At 52.0% G+C, this 18579-nt stretch carries 15 protein-coding genes; 6 read left to right on the forward strand and 9 right to left on the reverse strand.

Annotated features, from left to right (window positions below):
• The first annotated feature begins 23 nt into the window (after positions 1-23).
• Entirely contained in the window at positions 24-1532 is a 1509-nt protein-coding gene (locus tag C173_RS13730) for an FAD-dependent oxidoreductase (RefSeq protein WP_036725667.1), read from the forward strand.
• On the opposite strand, the gene C173_RS13735 is transcribed toward C173_RS13730, so the two are convergent.
• The 5 genes from C173_RS13735 to C173_RS13755 form a co-directional block, all read right to left on the reverse strand.
• Positions 1519-2349, reverse strand: coding sequence for an AraC family transcriptional regulator (locus C173_RS13735; protein WP_036725668.1), 831 nt, complete (start codon positions 2347-2349; stop codon positions 1519-1521). The two genes, C173_RS13730 and C173_RS13735, sit on opposite strands and share 14 nt — an antisense overlap.
• Entirely contained in the window at positions 2346-3977 is a 1632-nt protein-coding gene (locus C173_RS13740) for a response regulator (RefSeq protein ID WP_036725669.1), read from the reverse strand. The genes C173_RS13735 and C173_RS13740 overlap by 4 nt, the downstream gene beginning before the upstream one ends.
• Complete coding sequence (locus C173_RS13745) at positions 3964-5721, reverse strand: cache domain-containing sensor histidine kinase (RefSeq protein WP_036725671.1); 1758 nt, start codon at positions 5719-5721, stop codon at positions 3964-3966. The genes C173_RS13740 and C173_RS13745 overlap by 14 nt, the downstream gene beginning before the upstream one ends.
• A 268-nt stretch (positions 5722-5989) precedes the next feature.
• Positions 5990-7597, reverse strand: a complete 1608-nt coding sequence (locus tag C173_RS13750; protein ID WP_036725673.1) for a GAF domain-containing hybrid sensor histidine kinase/response regulator — start codon at positions 7595-7597, stop codon at positions 5990-5992.
• Positions 7598-7746: 149 nt separating this feature from the next.
• Positions 7747-9150 (reverse strand): helix-turn-helix domain-containing protein, encoded by a 1404-nt coding sequence (locus C173_RS13755; RefSeq protein WP_051478043.1) that lies wholly within the window; start codon positions 9148-9150, stop codon positions 7747-7749.
• 278 nt (positions 9151-9428) lie between these two features.
• Here C173_RS13755 and C173_RS13760 point away from each other — a divergent pair, with 278 nt between their 5' ends.
• Positions 9429-9956, forward strand: coding sequence for a hypothetical protein (locus C173_RS13760; protein ID WP_036725674.1), 528 nt, complete (start codon positions 9429-9431; stop codon positions 9954-9956).
• Positions 9957-10134: 178 nt separating this feature from the next.
• Here C173_RS13760 and C173_RS13765 read toward each other — a convergent pair whose 3' ends face one another.
• Both C173_RS13765 and C173_RS13770 read right to left on the reverse strand, forming a co-directional pair.
• On the reverse strand, positions 10135-10584 hold the full coding sequence (locus tag C173_RS13765; RefSeq protein ID WP_036725676.1) for a PIN domain-containing protein: 450 nt from the start codon (positions 10582-10584) through the stop codon (positions 10135-10137).
• On the reverse strand, positions 10581-10943 hold the full coding sequence (locus C173_RS13770; RefSeq protein WP_036725678.1) for an AbrB/MazE/SpoVT family DNA-binding domain-containing protein: 363 nt from the start codon (positions 10941-10943) through the stop codon (positions 10581-10583). Before C173_RS13770 ends, C173_RS13765 begins: the two co-directional genes overlap by 4 nt.
• 282 nt (positions 10944-11225) lie before the next feature.
• Here C173_RS13770 and C173_RS13775 point away from each other — a divergent pair, with 282 nt between their 5' ends.
• The 4 genes from C173_RS13775 to C173_RS13790 all read left to right on the forward strand — a co-directional run bounded on the left by C173_RS13775 (position 11226) and on the right by C173_RS13790 (position 16807).
• Positions 11226-13823, forward strand: a complete 2598-nt coding sequence (locus C173_RS13775; RefSeq protein ID WP_051478044.1) for a beta-L-arabinofuranosidase domain-containing protein — start codon at positions 11226-11228, stop codon at positions 13821-13823.
• 130 nt (positions 13824-13953) lie between these two features.
• Positions 13954-14808 (forward strand): AraC family transcriptional regulator, encoded by an 855-nt coding sequence (locus C173_RS13780; RefSeq protein WP_036725679.1) that lies wholly within the window; start codon positions 13954-13956, stop codon positions 14806-14808.
• 159 nt (positions 14809-14967) lie between these two features.
• Entirely contained in the window at positions 14968-15564 is a 597-nt protein-coding gene (locus tag C173_RS13785) for a sigma-70 family RNA polymerase sigma factor (RefSeq protein WP_036725680.1), read from the forward strand.
• A complete protein-coding gene (locus C173_RS13790) occupies positions 15503-16807 on the forward strand; it encodes a DUF4179 domain-containing protein (protein WP_036725682.1) in 1305 nt (434 codons plus the stop codon). Before C173_RS13785 ends, C173_RS13790 begins: the two co-directional genes overlap by 62 nt.
• Positions 16808-16942: 135 nt before the next feature.
• On the opposite strand, the gene C173_RS13795 is transcribed toward C173_RS13790, so the two are convergent.
• Together C173_RS13795 and C173_RS13800 are read right to left on the reverse strand one after the other, a co-directional pair.
• Complete coding sequence (locus C173_RS13795; protein WP_235191887.1) at positions 16943-17932, reverse strand: hypothetical protein; 990 nt, start codon at positions 17930-17932, stop codon at positions 16943-16945.
• Positions 17829-18422 carry an RNA polymerase sigma factor gene (locus C173_RS13800; RefSeq protein ID WP_036725686.1) on the reverse strand — a complete coding sequence of 198 codons (594 nt, stop codon included), beginning with the start codon at positions 18420-18422 and terminating at the stop codon, positions 17829-17831. Before C173_RS13800 ends, C173_RS13795 begins: the two co-directional genes overlap by 104 nt.
• Positions 18423-18579 lie beyond the last annotated feature (157 nt).

Here is an 18579-nt window from a genome sequence, read left to right on the forward strand (position 1 = left end):
TACCAAGGAGGAGGGTACGCCGGATGAAACAATATGATCTTGTCATATACGGCGGAACGGCTGCAGGCATTACAGCGGCTGTCCAGGCATCTATTATGGGCAAAAGTGCGGTAGTCATCGAGCCGAGCCGGAGAATTGGGGGCATGACCACCGGAGGGCTGGGTGATACGGATGTAGGAATGAAAGAGGCAGTCGGCGGCTTATCTCTGGAATTCTACCAGCGGATCGCGCAGAAATATGCGCAGGACGGGGCTTGCTGGCTGTTCGAGCCTAAGGTTGCGCTTGAGGTGCTGCAGGACTGGGTGGCGGAGCATAACCTTGAAGTCGTCTGCGGGGAAAGGCTGGAGCTTAAGAATGGGGTGACCCGGCAAGGCTCAAGAATCACGTCCATTACTATGGAATCCGGGAAGGTCTATCACGGCAAAATGTTCATTGACGCCTCTTACGAGGGAGACCTGATGGGCCATTCCGGTGTGTCTTATGTGGTCGGCCGGGAGCCGAACGCACAGTATGGAGAGACATTAAACGGCATTCAGCCCGGCCCTGAACTGAACGAGCTCCCTCCGGGAATTGACCCCTATGTCATTAAAGGAATGCCTTCAAGCGGACTACTCCCGCGTGTAAATGCGGACCGTGGCGGCGATGCCGGCGAGGGAGACCGTAAGCTGCAAGCCTATAACTTCCGCATGTGTCTGACAGACAATCCGGGCAATCGCCTGATGATCAGCAAGCCTGAGGACTATAACGAAGCCGATTATGAGATTCTGTTCCGGGCCATTGAGCAGGGGCAGCGCTCACGCTTCTTCAAGCTGAACCGGGTCACTGCGGACAAGACCGATTCCAATAACAATAGCGGCATTTCTACGGATTATAACGGCATGAACCACAGTTATCCGGAGGCGGATTATGCGGCGCGGGACAAGATATGGGAGGCCCACCGCATCTACCAGCAGGGGGTTGTCTGGACGATCCAGAACCATCCGCGGGTGCCGGAGGAGATCCGGGAGGCCTACAAGCCGTGGGGCCTGCCGCTTGACGAATTCGGGGACAGCGGCCACTGGCCTTCCCAGCTCTACATCAGGGAGTCCCGCAGAATGACCGGAGATTATGTGGTGACAGAGCATGATGTAAGGCGGGAGCACCCGGTGCCGGATTCGGCCGGAATGGGCTCCTTCGCCATGGATTCGCATCATACGCAATACTATGTGAACGAAGACGGGCATGTCAGCACGGAGGGCGGATTCTATATCCGATTGGCCGAGCCTTATCCGATCAGCTACCGGGCAATGGTGCCGAAGCGGAGCGAATGCACCAACCTGATCGTACCGGTATGTCTGTCGGCCACTCATGCGGCCTACGGCTCCATCCGGATGGAGCCGGTCTTCATGATTCTGGGGCAATCGGCGGCAGCCGCTGCTGTACTGGCGCTTGAGGGGAACGGCATGGTTCAGGATGTGGAGTATGGACAGCTGCAAGCGGTACTGCTTGAGTTCAATCAGGTGCTGTACACCACCGGACTCAGCCAGGGTTGAACCGGAAGCCGAAGCTGCGCCGGTACTCTCCCGGGGGAGCGCCATACCGTTCCCGGAACATCCGGCAGAAATGGGCGTAGCTCTGGAAGCCCGCATTGTCGGCAACCTGCTCCAGTGACAGTGTGCTGTAGAGCACCTGCTGCTCGGCAGACTTCAGCCTGACATCAATGCAGTAGGCGAACGGCGATTGGCCAAAAGCGGCTTTGAACAGGGAGGAAGCGCGGGAGATACTTAACCCGGCGGAGGCGGAGATCTGCTCCAGGCTGAGCGGTTCATGGGCATGATTGTCAATGAACTGCTTCAGCCTGTAGGCGGTCTCCGCCCCTTTGGTGCGCCGCCGTGCCTGAACGATCTGCTCCAGCGTCAGACAGAACGTTCTAAGCAGATAATCCAGCAACTCCTCCTGATGCTGCATTACTTTCCTCTTCTCGCCGGCAATATGCTTCCATAAGGTAATGACCGTATCGTCGAAGCCGATATTCGTCCGGGCCGGCAGCCTGCGGTCCTGCCACCAGGAATCCAGCCACTCCCCTTTGCCGATCAGGAAATAATCCGAGGCGGGCTGAACTCCCCCAGAGCCTGGAGCGCTGCGGGGCTGTACAATCAGCTCATACGGCTGATCCGGAGCATAGATCAGCAGATCCCCGGGGATGATCGTCTCGTATTTTCCGTCTACCAGAGCACGGCAGGTCCCTTCCATCTGAAGTCTGAAGAGATAGAAGGATAAGCCGTCCTGATACTGAACGGAGTGAGGCTGGGTATGTGTGAAATAGTTAGCATACAGGATGCTGCACCGGTGCGGATCGGACGCTGTCAATGGTAGGGCTCCTCCTGGCGGTCCGGGTGGTACCCCGCCCTGAACTCCGACGGTGTCTGCCCGGTGATCTTCTTGAACATCTCGCTGAAGTATCTGCGCTCCTCATACCCCACAGCGAAGGCCACCTCCTGTACCTGTGCCCCTTCCACCAGCAGCAGCTTGGCCCGGTGAATACGCTCTGCGGTGATATACTGGGTAACGGTCACTCCGTTCACCTTCTTGAACAGGCTGGAGAAGTAGCTGGTGCTGAGATGAACATGCGCCGCGCATTCACCGACACTGATATCCTCGGACAAGCGGCCCTTAATATACTCTACCGCTTCATAGATCACCTTCTGCCCTTCGGACAGGCTGCTCCTGCGCACCAGGGCGGCCCCCTCTGTACACAGTTCCAGCAGCAGCCGCTGGAGAGTCGCAAGCGGCAGCCCCGCTGTTCCCTGCACCGCCCGGAACCGCTGGATCAGCGGCTGAATCTCCCCGTACGGAACCAGCTCATAGAAGGTGCGGATCGCTGATGCGGCCAGCTCCTCATACAGAACGAGCAGATAATCGGGATTATGCCCGGAGCTCAGACTCTGCAGCGTTTCTGAAATGGCTGACAGAATTGCGCCTGTCCGGCTGACATTGCCGGAGCGCAGTGCCAGCAGCAGCTCGTCCTTGTACTCCAGTGCCAGCGGCTCCTGGCTTCCGTTCTGGTGAACATCATCATACATAATGGCCGCGTTGCCTCCGGTGAACAGATGGTGGGCCAGCGCCCGGTGCGCCTGGCGGTAGGAATCCGGCAGCTCGCTGGTCTCCTCCACCCGGCCTCCTACACCGGCAGATACCGTGAACTTGGTATACCGTTCAATGTTCTTGCAGCAGCGTTCGGCAATCTCCACTGCACTGGCCGGACCACAGTCATTCATCACCGCAAGATAGCGGTTATGCTTGGCCCGGAACACCACGCAGCGCGTATGCCCGGAAATGGTCTCCTGGGTGATATTCAGCAGGGAGAAGCGGATCAGCTCCACCTCGCGGATCGACAGCTCTGCCGCCCGCTCCTGAAAGTGGTCGATCTCCAGCAGCATCACCACGAACCCCTTGGGGTTCAGATCGATGCCTAAGAATTCCCAGCGCGCCTTCGCCTGCTCCCACGACGTTCGGTGGCTGACCAGCAGGGCGAAATATTCCTGCCGCAGCACCGGCAGACTCTCCCGCAGCTTGCTCTCCATCTCCCGGAGCGTATCCAGCCTGGAACGCTGCTCCATAATCTCCGCCTTTGCCCGCAGCACCGCCTTCATGATCTCCTCTTCCGTGAACGGCTTGACGACGAAGTCGAATGCGCCGAGTTGTACCGCCTGCTGCGCATATTCGAAGTCGGCATACCCGCTGACCAGAATAATTTTGCAGTCCCGGTGGTGTTCCAGTACGGCACGCAGCATGGCCAGCCCGTCCATCCTTGGCATACGGATATCCGTAATGACCAGATCCGGGCGCAGCTCCGCGATCAGGTCCAGCCCATCCTCACCGTTGGCCGCTGTTCCTGCCACCCGGATGCCGTGCTCCGCCCAGTTCATGCAGGTCAGGCCTTCCACCACGCTTTTAATATCATCAATGATACAGAGGGTTACGCTATGATCGTCCATCCTGATGCTCCTCCCGTTTGGGTAAAGATATAATAACCGCCGTCCCCCGGCCCGGCCCGCTGTCCACCCGTAATGCTGCACTGTCCCCATAGTAGAGCTGCAGCCTGCGGATCAGATTGGATACGGCATAGCCCTTCTCCGATTCCCGCCGGAACAATGCACGGACCGCCTCCTCGTCCATACCAGCTCCATTGTCGCTGACCTTGATACACCAGCGTGCTCCCTCATCGAAGACTTCGAGATCAATTATCCCCCCGCTCTCCCGGTTGCGGAAGCCATGCAGAATACTGTTCTCCACCAGCGGCTGCAGCAGAATGCGCGGAATCGGGAGGGTAACCAGCGCTTCATCCTCGACATAAATCTCATAACGGAACAGCCCTTCATAGCAGCTGCATTGCAGTTCCAGATACATGCGGACATGCTCCAGTTCCTTAGACAGCGTAGTGATCTCCTGCCCCTTGTTCAGCCCGAGCTGGAACAGCCGGGACAGCGACATGACCATGCTCTGCGACTGCTTCACTTGCTTCAGATTCAGCTTCCAGTAGATCGTATTCAGCGTATTGTACAGGAAATGAGGGTCCATCTGCGCCGACAAGGCCTTGATCTCTGCCGAGCGCTTATTGGTCTGTGCCTGTGTGACCTCTCCGATCAGCACTACGATCTGCTCCAGCATCTGGTTGAACCGCATCCCGACCTGGGCCAGCTCGTCTCCGCCCCCGCTCTCGAATCTTGCCGTCAGATCATTGCTCTCCACCCGCTTCATCACCTTCATCAGACCTTGCAGCGGACGCAGCAAATAACGGGTAAAAGCTCCTGATACCATCATGGTAACAGTGAAGGCGAAGAGGGCTACCACCACGAGCAGCCATTTCACATAGATCATATCCTTCAGCACGCCGGCCTTGGACTGGATCGTGGTCATCGTCCAATCAGCAATACCCAGATGCGCATAGTTCAGCAGATACGATTCGCCTCCCAGCTTGAAGGTATTGCTGAGATTCCGGCTGCTGCTGATCATGCCGGTCAGATCACTGCCCTCCACCGCCTGCAGAACGAGCGGGTCCTTCACAGAATAGACGGGGTTGCCTGCCGCGTTCAGCAGGAAGCTGCGCGCCCCTCCGCCGGTATCCCCGCTCACCAGCTTGCGGAAGCCGTCTTCACGGATGTTGACGATAATATAGACCCCGCGGACCGCTGTATCAAATATAGGCTCCAGAATCAGTGAAATAACCCGTTCCTTCCCGGAGAAGAGCATGTCCTCATGGCCTTCAACCCATGTATTTTTCTTCTCCTGTTCAATCCGCTCATATAGTAAGGTATCCTTGAACTCCGTCAGACGGTTCCGGTTCATCGAGGAAGGGTAGAACTCCCCGATCGGCGTGGACACATAAATGGAATGGATCAACGGCTCGGCAATCCGCGCCTGCGAGAAAACGTTATCAAGATCATTCAGATGAGTATAATACCGGCCTGTATCCCCGGTGACGACATCCCGCATCATATCGTGAAAAGGCTGGCTGATCATGAAGGTCATCATAATCAGCATCAGCTTGTTCAGCTTCTCATCGATGATCTGCGCTGATTTGACAACGTTATCCTGGGTAAGCTTCAGCGCATTCTTCTCCAGAGTCGCCGCCGAGATGGAATACGACAATCCCCCGGTCATCAGTACGGAGAGGAGGATCACGGCTAAGAATGCAGTTTTTAATTTACTGCGGAATGATTGCTTCCGGAAATAGTTCAAGTCGTTCACGCCTTCCTGTGTGCAGATGCCCTGCTCTTCGATTATGTCACCTGAACGTCCGGTCCGACAATACGCAGCGGATGAAATAGTGAATTCACCGTATGCGGAGCATGGATCTACCGTATGTACAGGGCAACCCGCCGCCTCCCTCTCCGCCTGCACCAAATAGCCTGTTTGAATTCCGGCAGGCACCGGCTTCAAACAGGCTATATTAAGTATGGCTATGAATATCTCACTGGTTGCAGAACACCAGGAGGAGTATGCGCCATCAGGACTCCGGCTTACTGTGCTTCAGCAAAGCCAATATGTTATTGAGCAGATGAACCTTACGGATGGGCTTGATAATGATGGAGGAAAACTGCGCTTTGGTCTCCTCGTCCAGATTCGTCCCCAGGGGAGCAAGCAGAATAACGGGCAGCTTCCTGCCCGGAACAAGCTGGCGCATGTGCTTGGCAAGCTCTGTGGCTTCTGTCCCCGCAATATCCTTATCCATAAGGATTAGATCATAATCGTTATTGGCCGCCAGAAGCTCCAGGGCCTCTCCGGCAGTCCGGGCAGAAGACACTGCCACGCTCCAGTCCTCAAGTACCGAAGAGATGACATCCAGACTGGTCTGATTATCATCCACTACCAGAATCTTAATTGCGTCAAGCACATCCTTCTCGAAGGGAATCGAGGGCAGGCTTGTATATTTCTCAAGATACAGCGTGACCTCCAGCTTCGTCCCTGTCCCTTCCTGGCTTTCCGCAGAGATCTCTCCCCCCATCAGCTCCACCAGCTGTTTACAGATGGCCAGCCCCAGTCCGGTACCTCCGTAATGATGCAGCTCGCTGCTCTGGTGAACCTGGGTATATTTGTTGAACAGCAGCTTCAGCTTGTCCTGCGCTATACCTATTCCAGAATCCGTAACCGTGATCCTAATCCCTATTTCTTCACGGTGAACAGGCAAGGATTTCAGCTCAATCAGAATTTCCCCGGCGTGGGTGAACTTCAGGGCGTTGCTTACGATATTCATGATGATCTGGCGTATCTTGGGGGCATCCCCCAGAACATACAGAGGAATCTCCGAATCCACATTCAGAATAACCTCCAGGTTTTTCTCAAAAGCCTTGGTGGAGAACAGATAGACGCTCTCTTCCAGTGCGGTGATAATATCGAACGGTTCCTTTTCAATGAGCAGCTTGCCCGCTTCCATCTTGCTGAAATCCAGAACATCGTTCAGGAATTGCAGCAGCTTGGCATTGCTCGATTCAATGATCTCCATGTAATACTGCTGCTGCTCGTTCATCTCAGTCGTCATCATCAGATCGGTCATGCCGATAATGCCGTTCATCGGGGTGCGGATTTCATGGCTGAGCATGGCGAACAGATCCATTTTCGTTTGTCTCCGCTGTTCCAAATCTTCAAGCTTCCGTTCCAAGTTCATAATATAGGTGAAAAAATAAGCCATAGCGCTTAAGAGGTCCAGGTCTTCCTTCGTATGCCGCCCGGCAGCAGGGTCCAGTAGGCAGATCGTTCCCAGAGATTCGCCATCCTCGGTGAGCAGAGGAACGCCAATGAATGAATGTACTCCCTGTGTGTGTATGAACTCAAGTGCAGGGGACGCGGGCTGTTTATGCGTATCAGAGACCAGTAACGGTCCATTGTCATTGAGAAGGATCAGACTGCCAATAGCATCAAACAACACAGATCCATGTGTATCCGGCCCCAACAGCTCTTCCCGGTTGAACACCCGCAGCAGGGGATCTGAGCTTACACCATGCACCGAAATCAGAATCGTGTTAGACTTGAAAAGTTGGCTTAACAGCTCTATTATCCGGTCTGCGGCATCCTCTATATTGCGAATCGCCGAACTGCCGGTATCGTTCATCTCCATCGTCGTTCCAGAACCCCATTTCCAAAACCTAAATATGTTACCATAAACTTGACTGGTCCTTATCATAACAGAAAAAACACAGCAACAACCTGCAAAATTCACAAAAATAGGCTGAGGAAGGAATTGGATGGGATGAAAAAGATACTTCGTTACTCCCGCAGGGATTCTGTGGTCCTCTTCGCTCCGGTGTGGGCCAGCTGGACTTTATTGATCAGACGCTTATACCGATCCTGGTCTTCCGCTGAAGCGTGCGGCCGGAATTGCTCGAATAATCTTACACAGCGGATCACACAGGCTATGCTGCCAAGTGCGGCGGAAGCCTCCAGGCTCCCGAAGATATAACGTATCCCCTGCTCTATCTTCTCTGCTTTGAGAGAGTACAGCGCCAGCTCATAGAGCAGTACCGGATATTGCTCCGGCGTCTCCCTGCCCGGAGTTCCTTCGGCTTGCCCGGAGGCCGTTCCCTCCGGCGTAAGCAGCGGCTGGAAGCGGCTGATAAGCTCATCTACCTTCCAGCCATACCGGTTAGCCGCTTGAACTGCCTTAAGCAGCCCGTCCAGCAGTCCAAGCCCGGGGGTGCCGATAGATTCCATCACCTCGGGAAGAGCCTCCAGCTCACCGCACATCAGGCGGTATAGAGACTTGTAGACTGCCCCCAGCCTGCTGAACTGCGCCCGGATCTGCTGAACCTCTTCCGATTCCTCGACAATCCAGCTCATTTCAGTGTAAAGGCCTACATATTCCAGCGCCCGCTCATATTCACCGGATTCCTCGCATACCTTGGATTGCAGCCAGTAAGCATACAGTATATAGAAGCAAAGAGGTCTGGGCGCCTGCCTCAGCTCCTTCTTCTTTTTCGTTTTGTAGAATCTGATTTCGTACTGGATAGATGTCTTATGACGGAGCTCCTCTGCCAGTAGTCTGGCCTTCTCCCAGTGCTGTAGAGCAATATAGATATCCGCCAGCTGCCGAAGCGCTTCCAACTGGTCTATTTCCTCCAGGCGCTCTACGAAATATTCAAACCGGGTCGCCGCACGGAAATCCGCCTCCGGGCTCTGTCCGATCCGGATCATGAACAGCCGGTACTGACACAGGGCCAGCCGCTCCGAATGCTGATATTTCTCAGTGTCGGCTACCCCTTCATACAGCAGAGCCGCTGCCTGAAGCTTGCCTTGCCCGTAGAATTCCTCCGCCGTATCGAACAGGAGCGGGGCATATGTAATATTGTCCATGATGATTTGAACCACCTGCCGGATACACTCCAGCTTGTCCAGCTCCGCACAGCGGTGCAGGAAGGGTCCCAGCCGCCGCCAGTCGGGTGCGGAATGTACGACACATTCATCTATATATAACTCATAAAATGTTCCTTCAGGAAGCCCCATTCCGGCGGTAATCCGGTCCAGCTGCTGCATGGCAATAGGACGGTTACCATTAATAATGCTGCTGAGCGTTCCCGAATTGACACCGGAGATTCCTGCGAACTGATTGATTGTCTGGCCTTCTTTTTTAAGAAAAGCAGCCAGTTCTGTTTGAATTGTAGTGTGCTGTTGCAAACCAATACCGCCCCTCAAGAACCAGATATTCTAGTAAAAATCCAGATATTCCTATATCATAAATCCCTTAATTAGGAAGGTCAATCTGGTTTGAACGGTTCAAAAGAGGTTGACAAAGACGGAATATTTGTTATATATACCCAGTTAAAAAATCTTTTGCAACATTTCTGCTGATCCAACGTTTATTAGGGTATAAACAAGTTTGAGAATATTCCGGCAGGGTAAATAAAGAGTGTAGACTCACGCCGTGTAAGATTACGCCAAGGGGGAAATTCATAATGTTAAAAAACAAAAACGTCTACCTGCTTCCTGTTCTGGTCCTGTTGTTCCTTTCCCTCGTGACTACGGCAAGCACAACCATAAAAACCGCTGATGCTAAGAGCGAGGGGGTGGCCCAGCATCTGACGGTGTATATACATTCCTTAGAGAATCATAACGGTCAGACGACCCTTACCGGGGATGAGATCGAATGGTATGAAGGCTCAGCCGCCGACGCGGTCTTCGCAGAGCGGGAGCCGGAATCCGCAGCCGAAATCGGCGGTGCCCCGGACGGTTACTATATCGTGAACGACAGCGACACGCTGACTACTTATACGGTAGCCCCGGATGCCAAGGTCACCATGCAGATCTATGACCGCACCGGCAAGCTCGAAGACCTGGATACGAACTGGAACGAGTCGCTCACTTTGGAGAAGTTCATTCATGAATTCGCCAAGACGGATGTATTCGATCTAAGCGGTTCGCCTTATCACCTCACGATCAAGGATGGCCAGATTGTATCGATCGTGCAGCAGTACACTCCATAAGGAGCTGCTATCTTAATCCCTTCCATAAAATAACCTCAAGCCACAGCCTGTTGCCCAGCAGCGGTTGTGGCTTTTTTGTTGACTATTACTCTCAGGCAACCAGAAAAAACTCTTTGCGAAAAGGCGTACCGCCCTCCGCAAAGAGTTTCAAGTGAAGTCAAAGCGCTGATGTATTCAGCTATGTATTAGGTTTAATATCCATTAATTCAATGGGCGTTTGGACAGTTACTCCCAGCTTCAAAAAATCTTTAACGTTAAGCGTTATCACATGAGCAGGCGTAATTGCTTTGGCATGTGCTGCTAAATAAGCATCCACAAAATCGATCCTTTTTTTGCTAAACTGATCCAAGGCTTCTTCGATAACTGCCTTTTCTTCACACTCAATCCCTTTTAAATTAATAAATGAAGTTAAGGCTTCCTTCACTTGCGCTTTCTTTACATTAAATTGTTTACCCATCAGTACAAAAACACATTCACTAACAATAATCGGAGAAACTTTAAGCATATATTCACCTTCGGCAGCTGCTGTAATCAACTGCCGGGCTTGAGGTGAAAAATCCTTATTGGTTCGTAAAGCATAAATAATAATATTGGTATCAATCCAAATTTCCGTTTTCTTCCTTGTCAACTTCTGTTCCCTCCATCAATATGGCTGCTATCCATAATTATTCCTGCCCTCTCCTCTCTGGCTGAATCCAGATCCAGCTGAAAGTTGTCGTTGTCTCCTGGCTGATCAAATATTCCGAATAGCTCCTCTGCCGTAAGTAAAGAAATAGGCTCTACTCTAATCTCACCTTTGGCATTTAAGATAAACCGAAGCTGATCCCCTTCTTTCAGCCCAAGCTGCTTCATGATTTTTGCAGGGAAAGTTATTTGTCCAGCTCTACTAATTGTTGATTTCGCTTCTATGGTTGAAGGTTTTAGAACTGTGGTAGGCATTTTTTTTCGTTCCTTTCCTGTTCCGTTTTCAATTAGATTCTCGTCCATGATTGACCCCCTTATTATATTCCTTGATAAAACATTTAACAAGTAATTTTACCGAATAAGTATTTTATATTTCTCAAGTATTTATTCTATTCAAACAAATTCAAAAAAATACCCTCTCACAGTATTCCCTATAATTAAAATTTTCAGGAATACAGATATCTAACCTTTTCACACATATTCAATCCTATCACTATTTACCCCCAAGCCCTTTATCTATAAGCTTAAACATAGGATATTCATCCAGCAGTAACCCTACAGAACCCATAGGAATGAGGATACAAAATGACAATTACACCCCATCAGTCTCTGGCGGCCCCGATTCAGGGTAAGCCCTTGTACGAGGAATACCGCATGGACCAGGTCCGTGTGTCCGATCCGTATATCGCGAACGCCTTTGCCAAGGAGATCGAATATCTGACCAGCTATGATCCAGACCGTCTGCTGGCGGGCTTCCGCGAGAACCGGGGACTGCCGAAGCGTGCCGACAAATATCCCGGCTGGGAGAACACAGAGATCCGCGGACACACGCTGGGCCACTATCTGTCGGCGCTGTCCCAGGCCTATGCCTGTACGCGGGATGACGCGCTGGCGTTCAGGCTGAACTATCTTCTGGGAGAGCTGGCCCTGTGCCAGCATGAGAGCGGTTACCTGTCCGCGTTCGAGGAACGCCTTTTCGATCATGTAGAGAACAAGCAGCCGGCCTGGGTCCCCTGGTATACGATGCACAAAATCATCGCCGGACTCACCGCGTCCTACTCTGCCACCGGCAGCCAAACGGCCTATGACCTCGCGGATACGCTCGGTGACTGGGTGTACCGCCGCACAGCCTCCTGGTCTGAAGAGGTTCATCAGCGTGTATTATCGGTGGAATACGGCGGGATGAATGACTGCCTGTACGACCTGTACAGAATCACCGGAAAAGCAGGCCATTTAAGCGCCGCACATAGCTTTGACGAGCTGACGCTGTTCACTCCTGTCCATGAGGGCAGGGATATTCTCAAGGGCAAGCACGCCAATACCACAATTCCGAAATTCCTCGGCGCGCTGAACCGTTACCGGACGCTTGGGGAGAGCGAAGCCTTTTATCTGGAAGCGGCGGTGCAGTTCTGGGAGATGGTTGTCCATCATCACAGCTACATCACCGGAGGGAACAGCGAATGGGAGCACTTCGGTGATCCGGATATGCTGGACCGGGAACGCTCCAACTTCACAGCGGAGACCTGCAACACCTACAATATGCTCAAGCTGACCCGCGAGCTTTTCAAACTCACGGGAGATCCCCGTCACGCCGACTTCTACGAGAACACGTATCTGAATGCCATTGTGTCGTCACAGCACCCGCATACCGGCATGACGATGTACTTCCAGCCGATGGCGACCGGGTATTTCAAGGTGTACAGCTCGCCGTTCGAGCATTTCTGGTGCTGTACGGGAACCGGCATGGAGAGCTTCACCAAGCTGAATGACAGCCTGTATTTCCATGATGCGGCCAGCATAGTGGTCAACCAGTACCTTAGCTCTACCCTGGATTCTGCTGCGCACGGCCTGGTGCTGATCCAGTCAGCCAATCTGCCTTATAGCGATACTGTAGAGTTCAAGATCTCAGTGATGCAGCCCCAGGCTCAGTCCACCACGCTGAAGCTTCGTCTGCCGGATTGGCTGGCCGGAGAACCCGGGCTTCTATTGAACGGGCAGCCTGTGAACTCAGCGGTCAGTGAAGGTTACCTGCTGGCGAGCAGAGTATGGGAAGACGGCGACACGCTTCAGCTCAAGCTGCCGATGAAGCTGGCGCACTTCAGCCTGCCGGATGCCCGCCAGGTGGTCGCGTTCAAGTATGGGCCGGTGGTGCTGAGCGCCGCTCTGGGCCAGAGTGACCTGTCCGTGTCTGCTACAGGAGTGGCTGTAAGTGTTCCGACCCGCAACATGCTGGTGAAGGACTTCATCACAACGGTGAACGAGAGCCCGCAGGAGTGGCTGGCGCAGCTTGCGGACCGCGTAGTCCGGCTGGAGCAGGAAGAACTGGCCTTTGCGCTGCGGGGAACGGATGAGGATCAGCGGCTGGTCTTCACCCCGCATTATAAGCAGCATAGTGAGCGTTACGGCATCTACTGGCGTCTGGTGGAGGCGGATTCGGCTGAGCTGCAGAAGCATATTTTACAAGGGAAAATCCGGCAGCGTGTGCAGGACGCTACACTGGACAGCCTGCCTGTCGGCAATGATCAGTATGAGCTGGAGCATGGCATTGAGGGAGAGAACACCTCTGTAGCCACCTGGGACGGATATAACATCCGCAAAGCGGAGAACGGCGGCTGGTTCAGCTACCGGATGAAGGTGGCACCGCGCACGGACAACTACCTCTCGGTCACTTATTTCTCAGGAAATAATGGTAAGAAAATAGCGATTTATGTAGACGGGGAGCTGATTGCGAGCGAGGTCCTGCATACGGATGAAGCCCGCAGCTTCTACGAGCGGAGTTATCTGATTCCTGCTGAAGCGGTTGGCGGCAAGACTGAGGTGGAAGTCAAATTCGTGGTTCCGGGTAAGGAGAATGGCATCTTCGACCTGCTGCGCATGATGACCGGGTATGATCACAATGCCGGACTGCGCCAGCTCGCCTTCAGTGAAGGAACGCTGTCTACCTCCTTCAGCGGCGGGATAACCACGTATAGCCTGAGCGTTCCGCAAGCTGCGAGCCGTGTACAGTTGAATGTTACACCACACCATCACAATGCCCTGGTCTATGCAGACGGGATTCTGATTGAGGATTCACTCCCGCGCGAGATCAAGCTGCCACATAGCCGCACTGAGGTGAAGCTCACGGTCAAGGCGGAGGATCATGTCACCGTGCAGGAATATAAGCTTCAGATTGTGAAAGAATAACAGTTGGCATAATGCAATACACTGTTCCACTCAAGGGTTATCTCGGATGCAGCTTCTGCTGTATTCAAGATAGCCCTTATTTGATATGGTAATAGGATAAGACTATTTCCACAACGAGGGGGATTATGACATGACTGCATTCACACTGCTGGTAGATAAGCCGGTACATCTGGAGATGACCGGCAAATTCGTGGCCCCCTCGGCGGAGTGGATTCACTTAAGCCGGATTTTACAGGATTATGAGCTGATAGTTATGACCGAAGGCGTGCTCTACCTGGCGGGTGACAACCAGCAGTTCGTCGTCTCCAAAGGCGAGTTCCTGCTCCTGCCTCCGCTTACCAGACAATACGGGTACAAGTCTTCAGACTGTAGCTTTTATTGGCTGCATTTTCATGCTGCGAACGGTAGTCAGACTGCGGCCCCCCCTCCGTCAAACGGCGACAAGGAAGAATATGTAATTCACCTGCCTCAATACGGAACCCTGCGGAATGTCGAGAAAATCATCGTCATGATGAAGCAGCTCCAGGACTCGGTGCGGAGCTACAATCAGACGGTGCTGGGCAACTATATGTCTACCGTTATTCTGTGCGAGCTGTACAGCCAGACCCTGCCAACCGATGCCGATCCGTTCAAAAGAACCAAGCAGGAGCAGCTCTACAACGATATTCTAGATTACATCAAATGGAGCCGCAGCGAGCATATTAAGGTATCGCAGATCGCCGCCTATTTCGGCTATAACGAGAAGTATCTCTCCCATCTGTTCACCGTCATCTCCGGGATCTCCCTGAAGCAATATATTCTGCAGCAGAAGATGGAGCTGGCGAAATTCCTGCTGACCGACACCAACCAGAACGTCAGCGAAGTGTCATTGCAGCTAGGCTATAAGGATTGCCATAATTTCATGAAATCGTTCAAAAAAATTGTCGGCCTCACTCCCACCGAGTTCCGCAACGCTTATGCCAAGCGCCTGCTGTTCTACGAATGAGCGTGAGAGCAGCCGCCAGCTCCTGCCTATCCTTCGTTCCCTCCACAGCCTACCCAGAGAGACTAACGATTTCTCTGGAATAGGCTGTGGATATTTTTTTGAGAGCATAATGAACTTTCCGGGCCGCTACGCACTCTTATCTGTGAAAGGGGTGAGCACATGAATATAAGCCGTCTTGTCAGAGCCGCACAGCGCGGTAACAAAGAAGCATTATTAGAACTAATCCTAGCCGAACAGGACGCTTATTATCGTCTTGCCTATAGCTACATGAGGAATGAGCATGACGCGATGGATGTAATGGAGGATATGATCGTCACGCTCTATGAGAAGCTGGAACAACTGAAGAAGCGCGAGGCCTTCTATAGCTGGAGTAAAACCATTCTTGTCAACCGCTGCAAAACGGTCCTCCGCAACCAGAACCGGTTCGTTCCCCTGGAGGAGGACGAGGCGCCGGAGCCTGCAATGGAGGCATGGACTGCAACTAACCCGTACCGCGATACCGAGTCTGAAATGGATTTGTCCGTCCTGCTCGCACATTTGAATCCCCGGCAGCGGGAAGCGATTGAGCTGCGTTATGTCCACGATCTGCCGTATCAGACCATTGCCGATATTACGGAAGCGCCGGTCGGCACGATCAAGTCCAGAATCTCGCAGGGAATACAGAAACTAAAAACTATGATTGGAGGTGACCGTTATGAGAACGATCGAGGAGAGATTACAGGAGCATCAGCAGACCATGACGCCGTCAGAACTTGAAGGCAGATTGCGGAAGGCGCTGGAGCAGGCTCCGGTTAGACGGAAATCACGGGCTGGAGGGACACGGACCTGGGCCGCCACAGCCGCCGCAGCCATGTTACTGACAGTGGGCGTCTATCAGTATCCGGCGTTGGCCTATTACGGCGGGAAGCTGTTTAACCAGACTGATCTGTACACGCTTGGATTCTCTGGAGTCGCTGAACATGGCTACGGACAGACCATCAACAAAAGCATAACGCTGGAGAACGGGATTGTATTCACGATTAACGGAGTGATTGCGGATGATAATGCCCTACTGATGTATTACAGTATTGACCTGCCGCCGGGAGGGTTCGATGAGGAGCCGGCGTCGCTGTATGCGTTAAGCCGTATTACAGGGTTTTTGACGGACTCTTCACCGACAAGTGGCGGCGGCGGTTACAACAGTGACAAAACCCGGTATGAGGGAATTAACAAATTTGAGCCGGTCAGTCCGTTCGCCAGAAGTCTGACCCTTACTCTATACAGCTATCAGGCCGAAGACAAGCCTGCGCAATCCAAGCTCTCCTTTAATTTTGACGCCAGTAGAGCCATGAAGAGCATCCTGGTCGCCGATATTCATCAAGCCGTTCCGGTGGATCAGGGAACCGTCTACTATGACACGATTACGGCTTCTCCTACGTCAACCATCGTAAAGGGACATTATAAGATGGATAATGGAGAAAATCCAAGATTCTCTGCTGTAACCAAACTGTATGTGAATGGGACGGAAATGAATTCCCGGTCGATGCGGGGTACGAATTCCAGCAAAAAGGGAACCCCGGAATTTATAATTGAATACGATGTGCTGCCAACAGACAAGCTGCAAAGTGTTGAACTTGTACTGGATAATTTCAGCGGATATCAGAAGGTCGGTCAGCCGATCCCGCTGGCCTCACCCTCAGACCACTCCGTTACAGTCGGCGAGGAGAAGCTCTGGATTCGCAGCGTCTCCCGGACTGCTGACGGCTATGATATTGTGGTCGCCGGGAAGCAGTTCACTATGCTGGATAAGGATACTTTGGCTGTTCAAGCCGGAGGAGCCGCCGTTCCCGTCAGTTCGATATCCGATTCCCGCCCTTGGGATCTCAAGAACGGCAATATCCTGTGGGAGCGCACATATTCCTTCCAGACCACAGAGAAGCCGGAATTCCTGGAGATGGACGGCTTCCACTATATTAAGTTCTATAGACACACTATTCCAGTTCCTCTAGGGGGCAAATAAAACAGTTCGTGATGGAATGTAATCAGCCGCTGCTGGCAGCGGCTGATTAGAACCCAATAAAGCCTTTAGCCCCACGCTGCAAGTGGGGCTAAAGGCTTCAAGTTTTTATAGGCTTTATATCTGCTGATCAGATGATTACTGCAAATAAGCTTTGGCGATCTCAAGCAATTCCTCCTTGGTAACCCCCTTGGTAGCCTCAATATAATAAACGATGTGGAAATCACTGCTGGGAAGATTGTGAATGAAACGAATCCCTTGGCTGCCGCTTGTATATAAGGAATATAGCATTTCAACACCATCGACTGTTATAGTCTCTGCTGACGGCTCCTCAGAATGGTGTATCGTTAACTTCTCATTCATTTTCATCGGCTGAACGAGAATCATTTGTCCCTCCCCTTTATACGTAACGATCATACTCCAGCCCTCTTTAGACACATCAAGCATTCTCATAGCATATCCATCTTTGGAATCCCGGGCTTCTTGCGCTAATTGTTCTGTCAATTCAGCTTCTTTCTGGTCGGTGAGCGGATCAGGATTATAGGTCAAAGCACCTGTAACAAAATCATATTTATCCTGCAGCCTATCATAAATAAGTGCGCCGGACTGCTTCAGCTCATCGCGAAGTGTAGCTGCATCCGAGAACCCGGATGCTGCTCCTCTCCTGATGTAAAGCTCTCCCTCAGTATTCTCTCCTGCCATATAGATTGCTGCTGCTTGGCCCGGCTGCAGCAAGTCGTTTCCTAGACCGTGTGCTTTTAAGCTGCGTAGCTGCTCTTCCTTCGTATAATCCGGAAAATTTGAATCCTCGAATTTCTTTTCCTCATAGATTACATCCCCTTTGTTGTTCGTGAGTGTAATCAGCTGTGTAGCCGCAAAGGCTGATGAAGCTAACAACAGTGATGCCAGTACGATAAGAGTACTCAGCTTATATTTAGAATAGAAGGTAACCCGTTTATTCATTTTCTCATCCTCCAATATATTCATCACAGCTTTCGTTACATCTGCCTCAGGAACTTTGACGTTATGAAATATGGTTCTGAGGTCTTGACTGCTGTCGTGATCCATCCGATATCCCTCCTGTAAGATGAGCATGATACTTTCTGAATTTAGCTGCCGTGCGTTCAAATTTCTTACGGAGACTGCTGCTGTTTTGCTGCATAATTTCTCCGATTTCCTTATAGCCCTTATCTTCCACACATCGCAGAATCAGCAGGCTTCGTTCCTCAGGTGTCAATTTGGACATTGCCCGCAGAACATGCTCATTGTAATAGTTATCCTCAATGGCTTGATCTACATGCTGATTCTGTTCATCGCTGCGATACAGGAATGGAAGATATTTACTTAACCTTCGCTTACGAATGGTGTCGATACAGCAGTTAGAGGCTATCGCATACAGCCAGGCTTCAAAAGGCTTCTCCAGGTTGTATTGGCTTAACTTCCGGAATGTCTTAATAAATACCTCCTGCGTACAATCCTCCGCTTCTGTATAATGACCTAACATATGGTAACAATACGAAAAAATCCGTCTCTGATACCGGTGCATGATCTGTTCAAACTGAGCAGTATCCCCGTTGAGGATATCCGGGATGATCTGCTGCAGATCAGTTTCATCCATTTTCCCACCCCTTTCCTAAAGTCCCTGTGAACTCTTTATATTCTGTACTACGGATGAGCCCTGCCCTGATGTGACATCCCGGCTAATAAAGTTAAATCCGCGCAAGGTCAACTTCTCCAGGCTGAGCCTATGTAAAAATAGAGGTAGCCAAGGACAT

Source organism: Paenibacillus sp. FSL R7-277 (genome assembly GCF_000517965.1).
GTDB lineage: Bacteria > Bacillota > Bacilli > Paenibacillales > Paenibacillaceae > Paenibacillus_AQ > Paenibacillus_AQ silagei.

Excerpts from the sequence above, each read along its gene's own strand:
- C173_RS13730 (WP_036725667.1), top strand. The coding sequence starts at position 24 with ATGAAACAATATGATCTTGTCATATACGGCGGAACGGCTGCAGGCATT.
- C173_RS13740 (WP_036725669.1), bottom strand. The coding sequence starts at position 3,977 with ATGGACGATCATAGCGTAACCCTCTGTATCATTGATGATATTAAAAGC.
- C173_RS13750 (WP_036725673.1), bottom strand. The coding sequence starts at position 7,597 with ATGGAGATGAACGATACCGGCAGTTCGGCGATTCGCAATATAGAGGAT.
- C173_RS13760 (WP_036725674.1), top strand. The coding sequence starts at position 9,429 with ATGTTAAAAAACAAAAACGTCTACCTGCTTCCTGTTCTGGTCCTGTTG.
- C173_RS13770 (WP_036725678.1), bottom strand. The coding sequence starts at position 10,943 with ATGGACGAGAATCTAATTGAAAACGGAACAGGAAAGGAACGAAAAAAA.
- C173_RS13775 (WP_051478044.1), top strand. The coding sequence starts at position 11,226 with ATGACAATTACACCCCATCAGTCTCTGGCGGCCCCGATTCAGGGTAAG.
- C173_RS13780 (WP_036725679.1), top strand. The coding sequence starts at position 13,954 with ATGACTGCATTCACACTGCTGGTAGATAAGCCGGTACATCTGGAGATG.
- C173_RS13785 (WP_036725680.1), top strand. The coding sequence starts at position 14,968 with ATGAATATAAGCCGTCTTGTCAGAGCCGCACAGCGCGGTAACAAAGAA.
- C173_RS13790 (WP_036725682.1), top strand. The coding sequence starts at position 15,503 with ATGAGAACGATCGAGGAGAGATTACAGGAGCATCAGCAGACCATGACG.
- C173_RS13800 (WP_036725686.1), bottom strand. The coding sequence starts at position 18,422 with ATGGATGAAACTGATCTGCAGCAGATCATCCCGGATATCCTCAACGGG.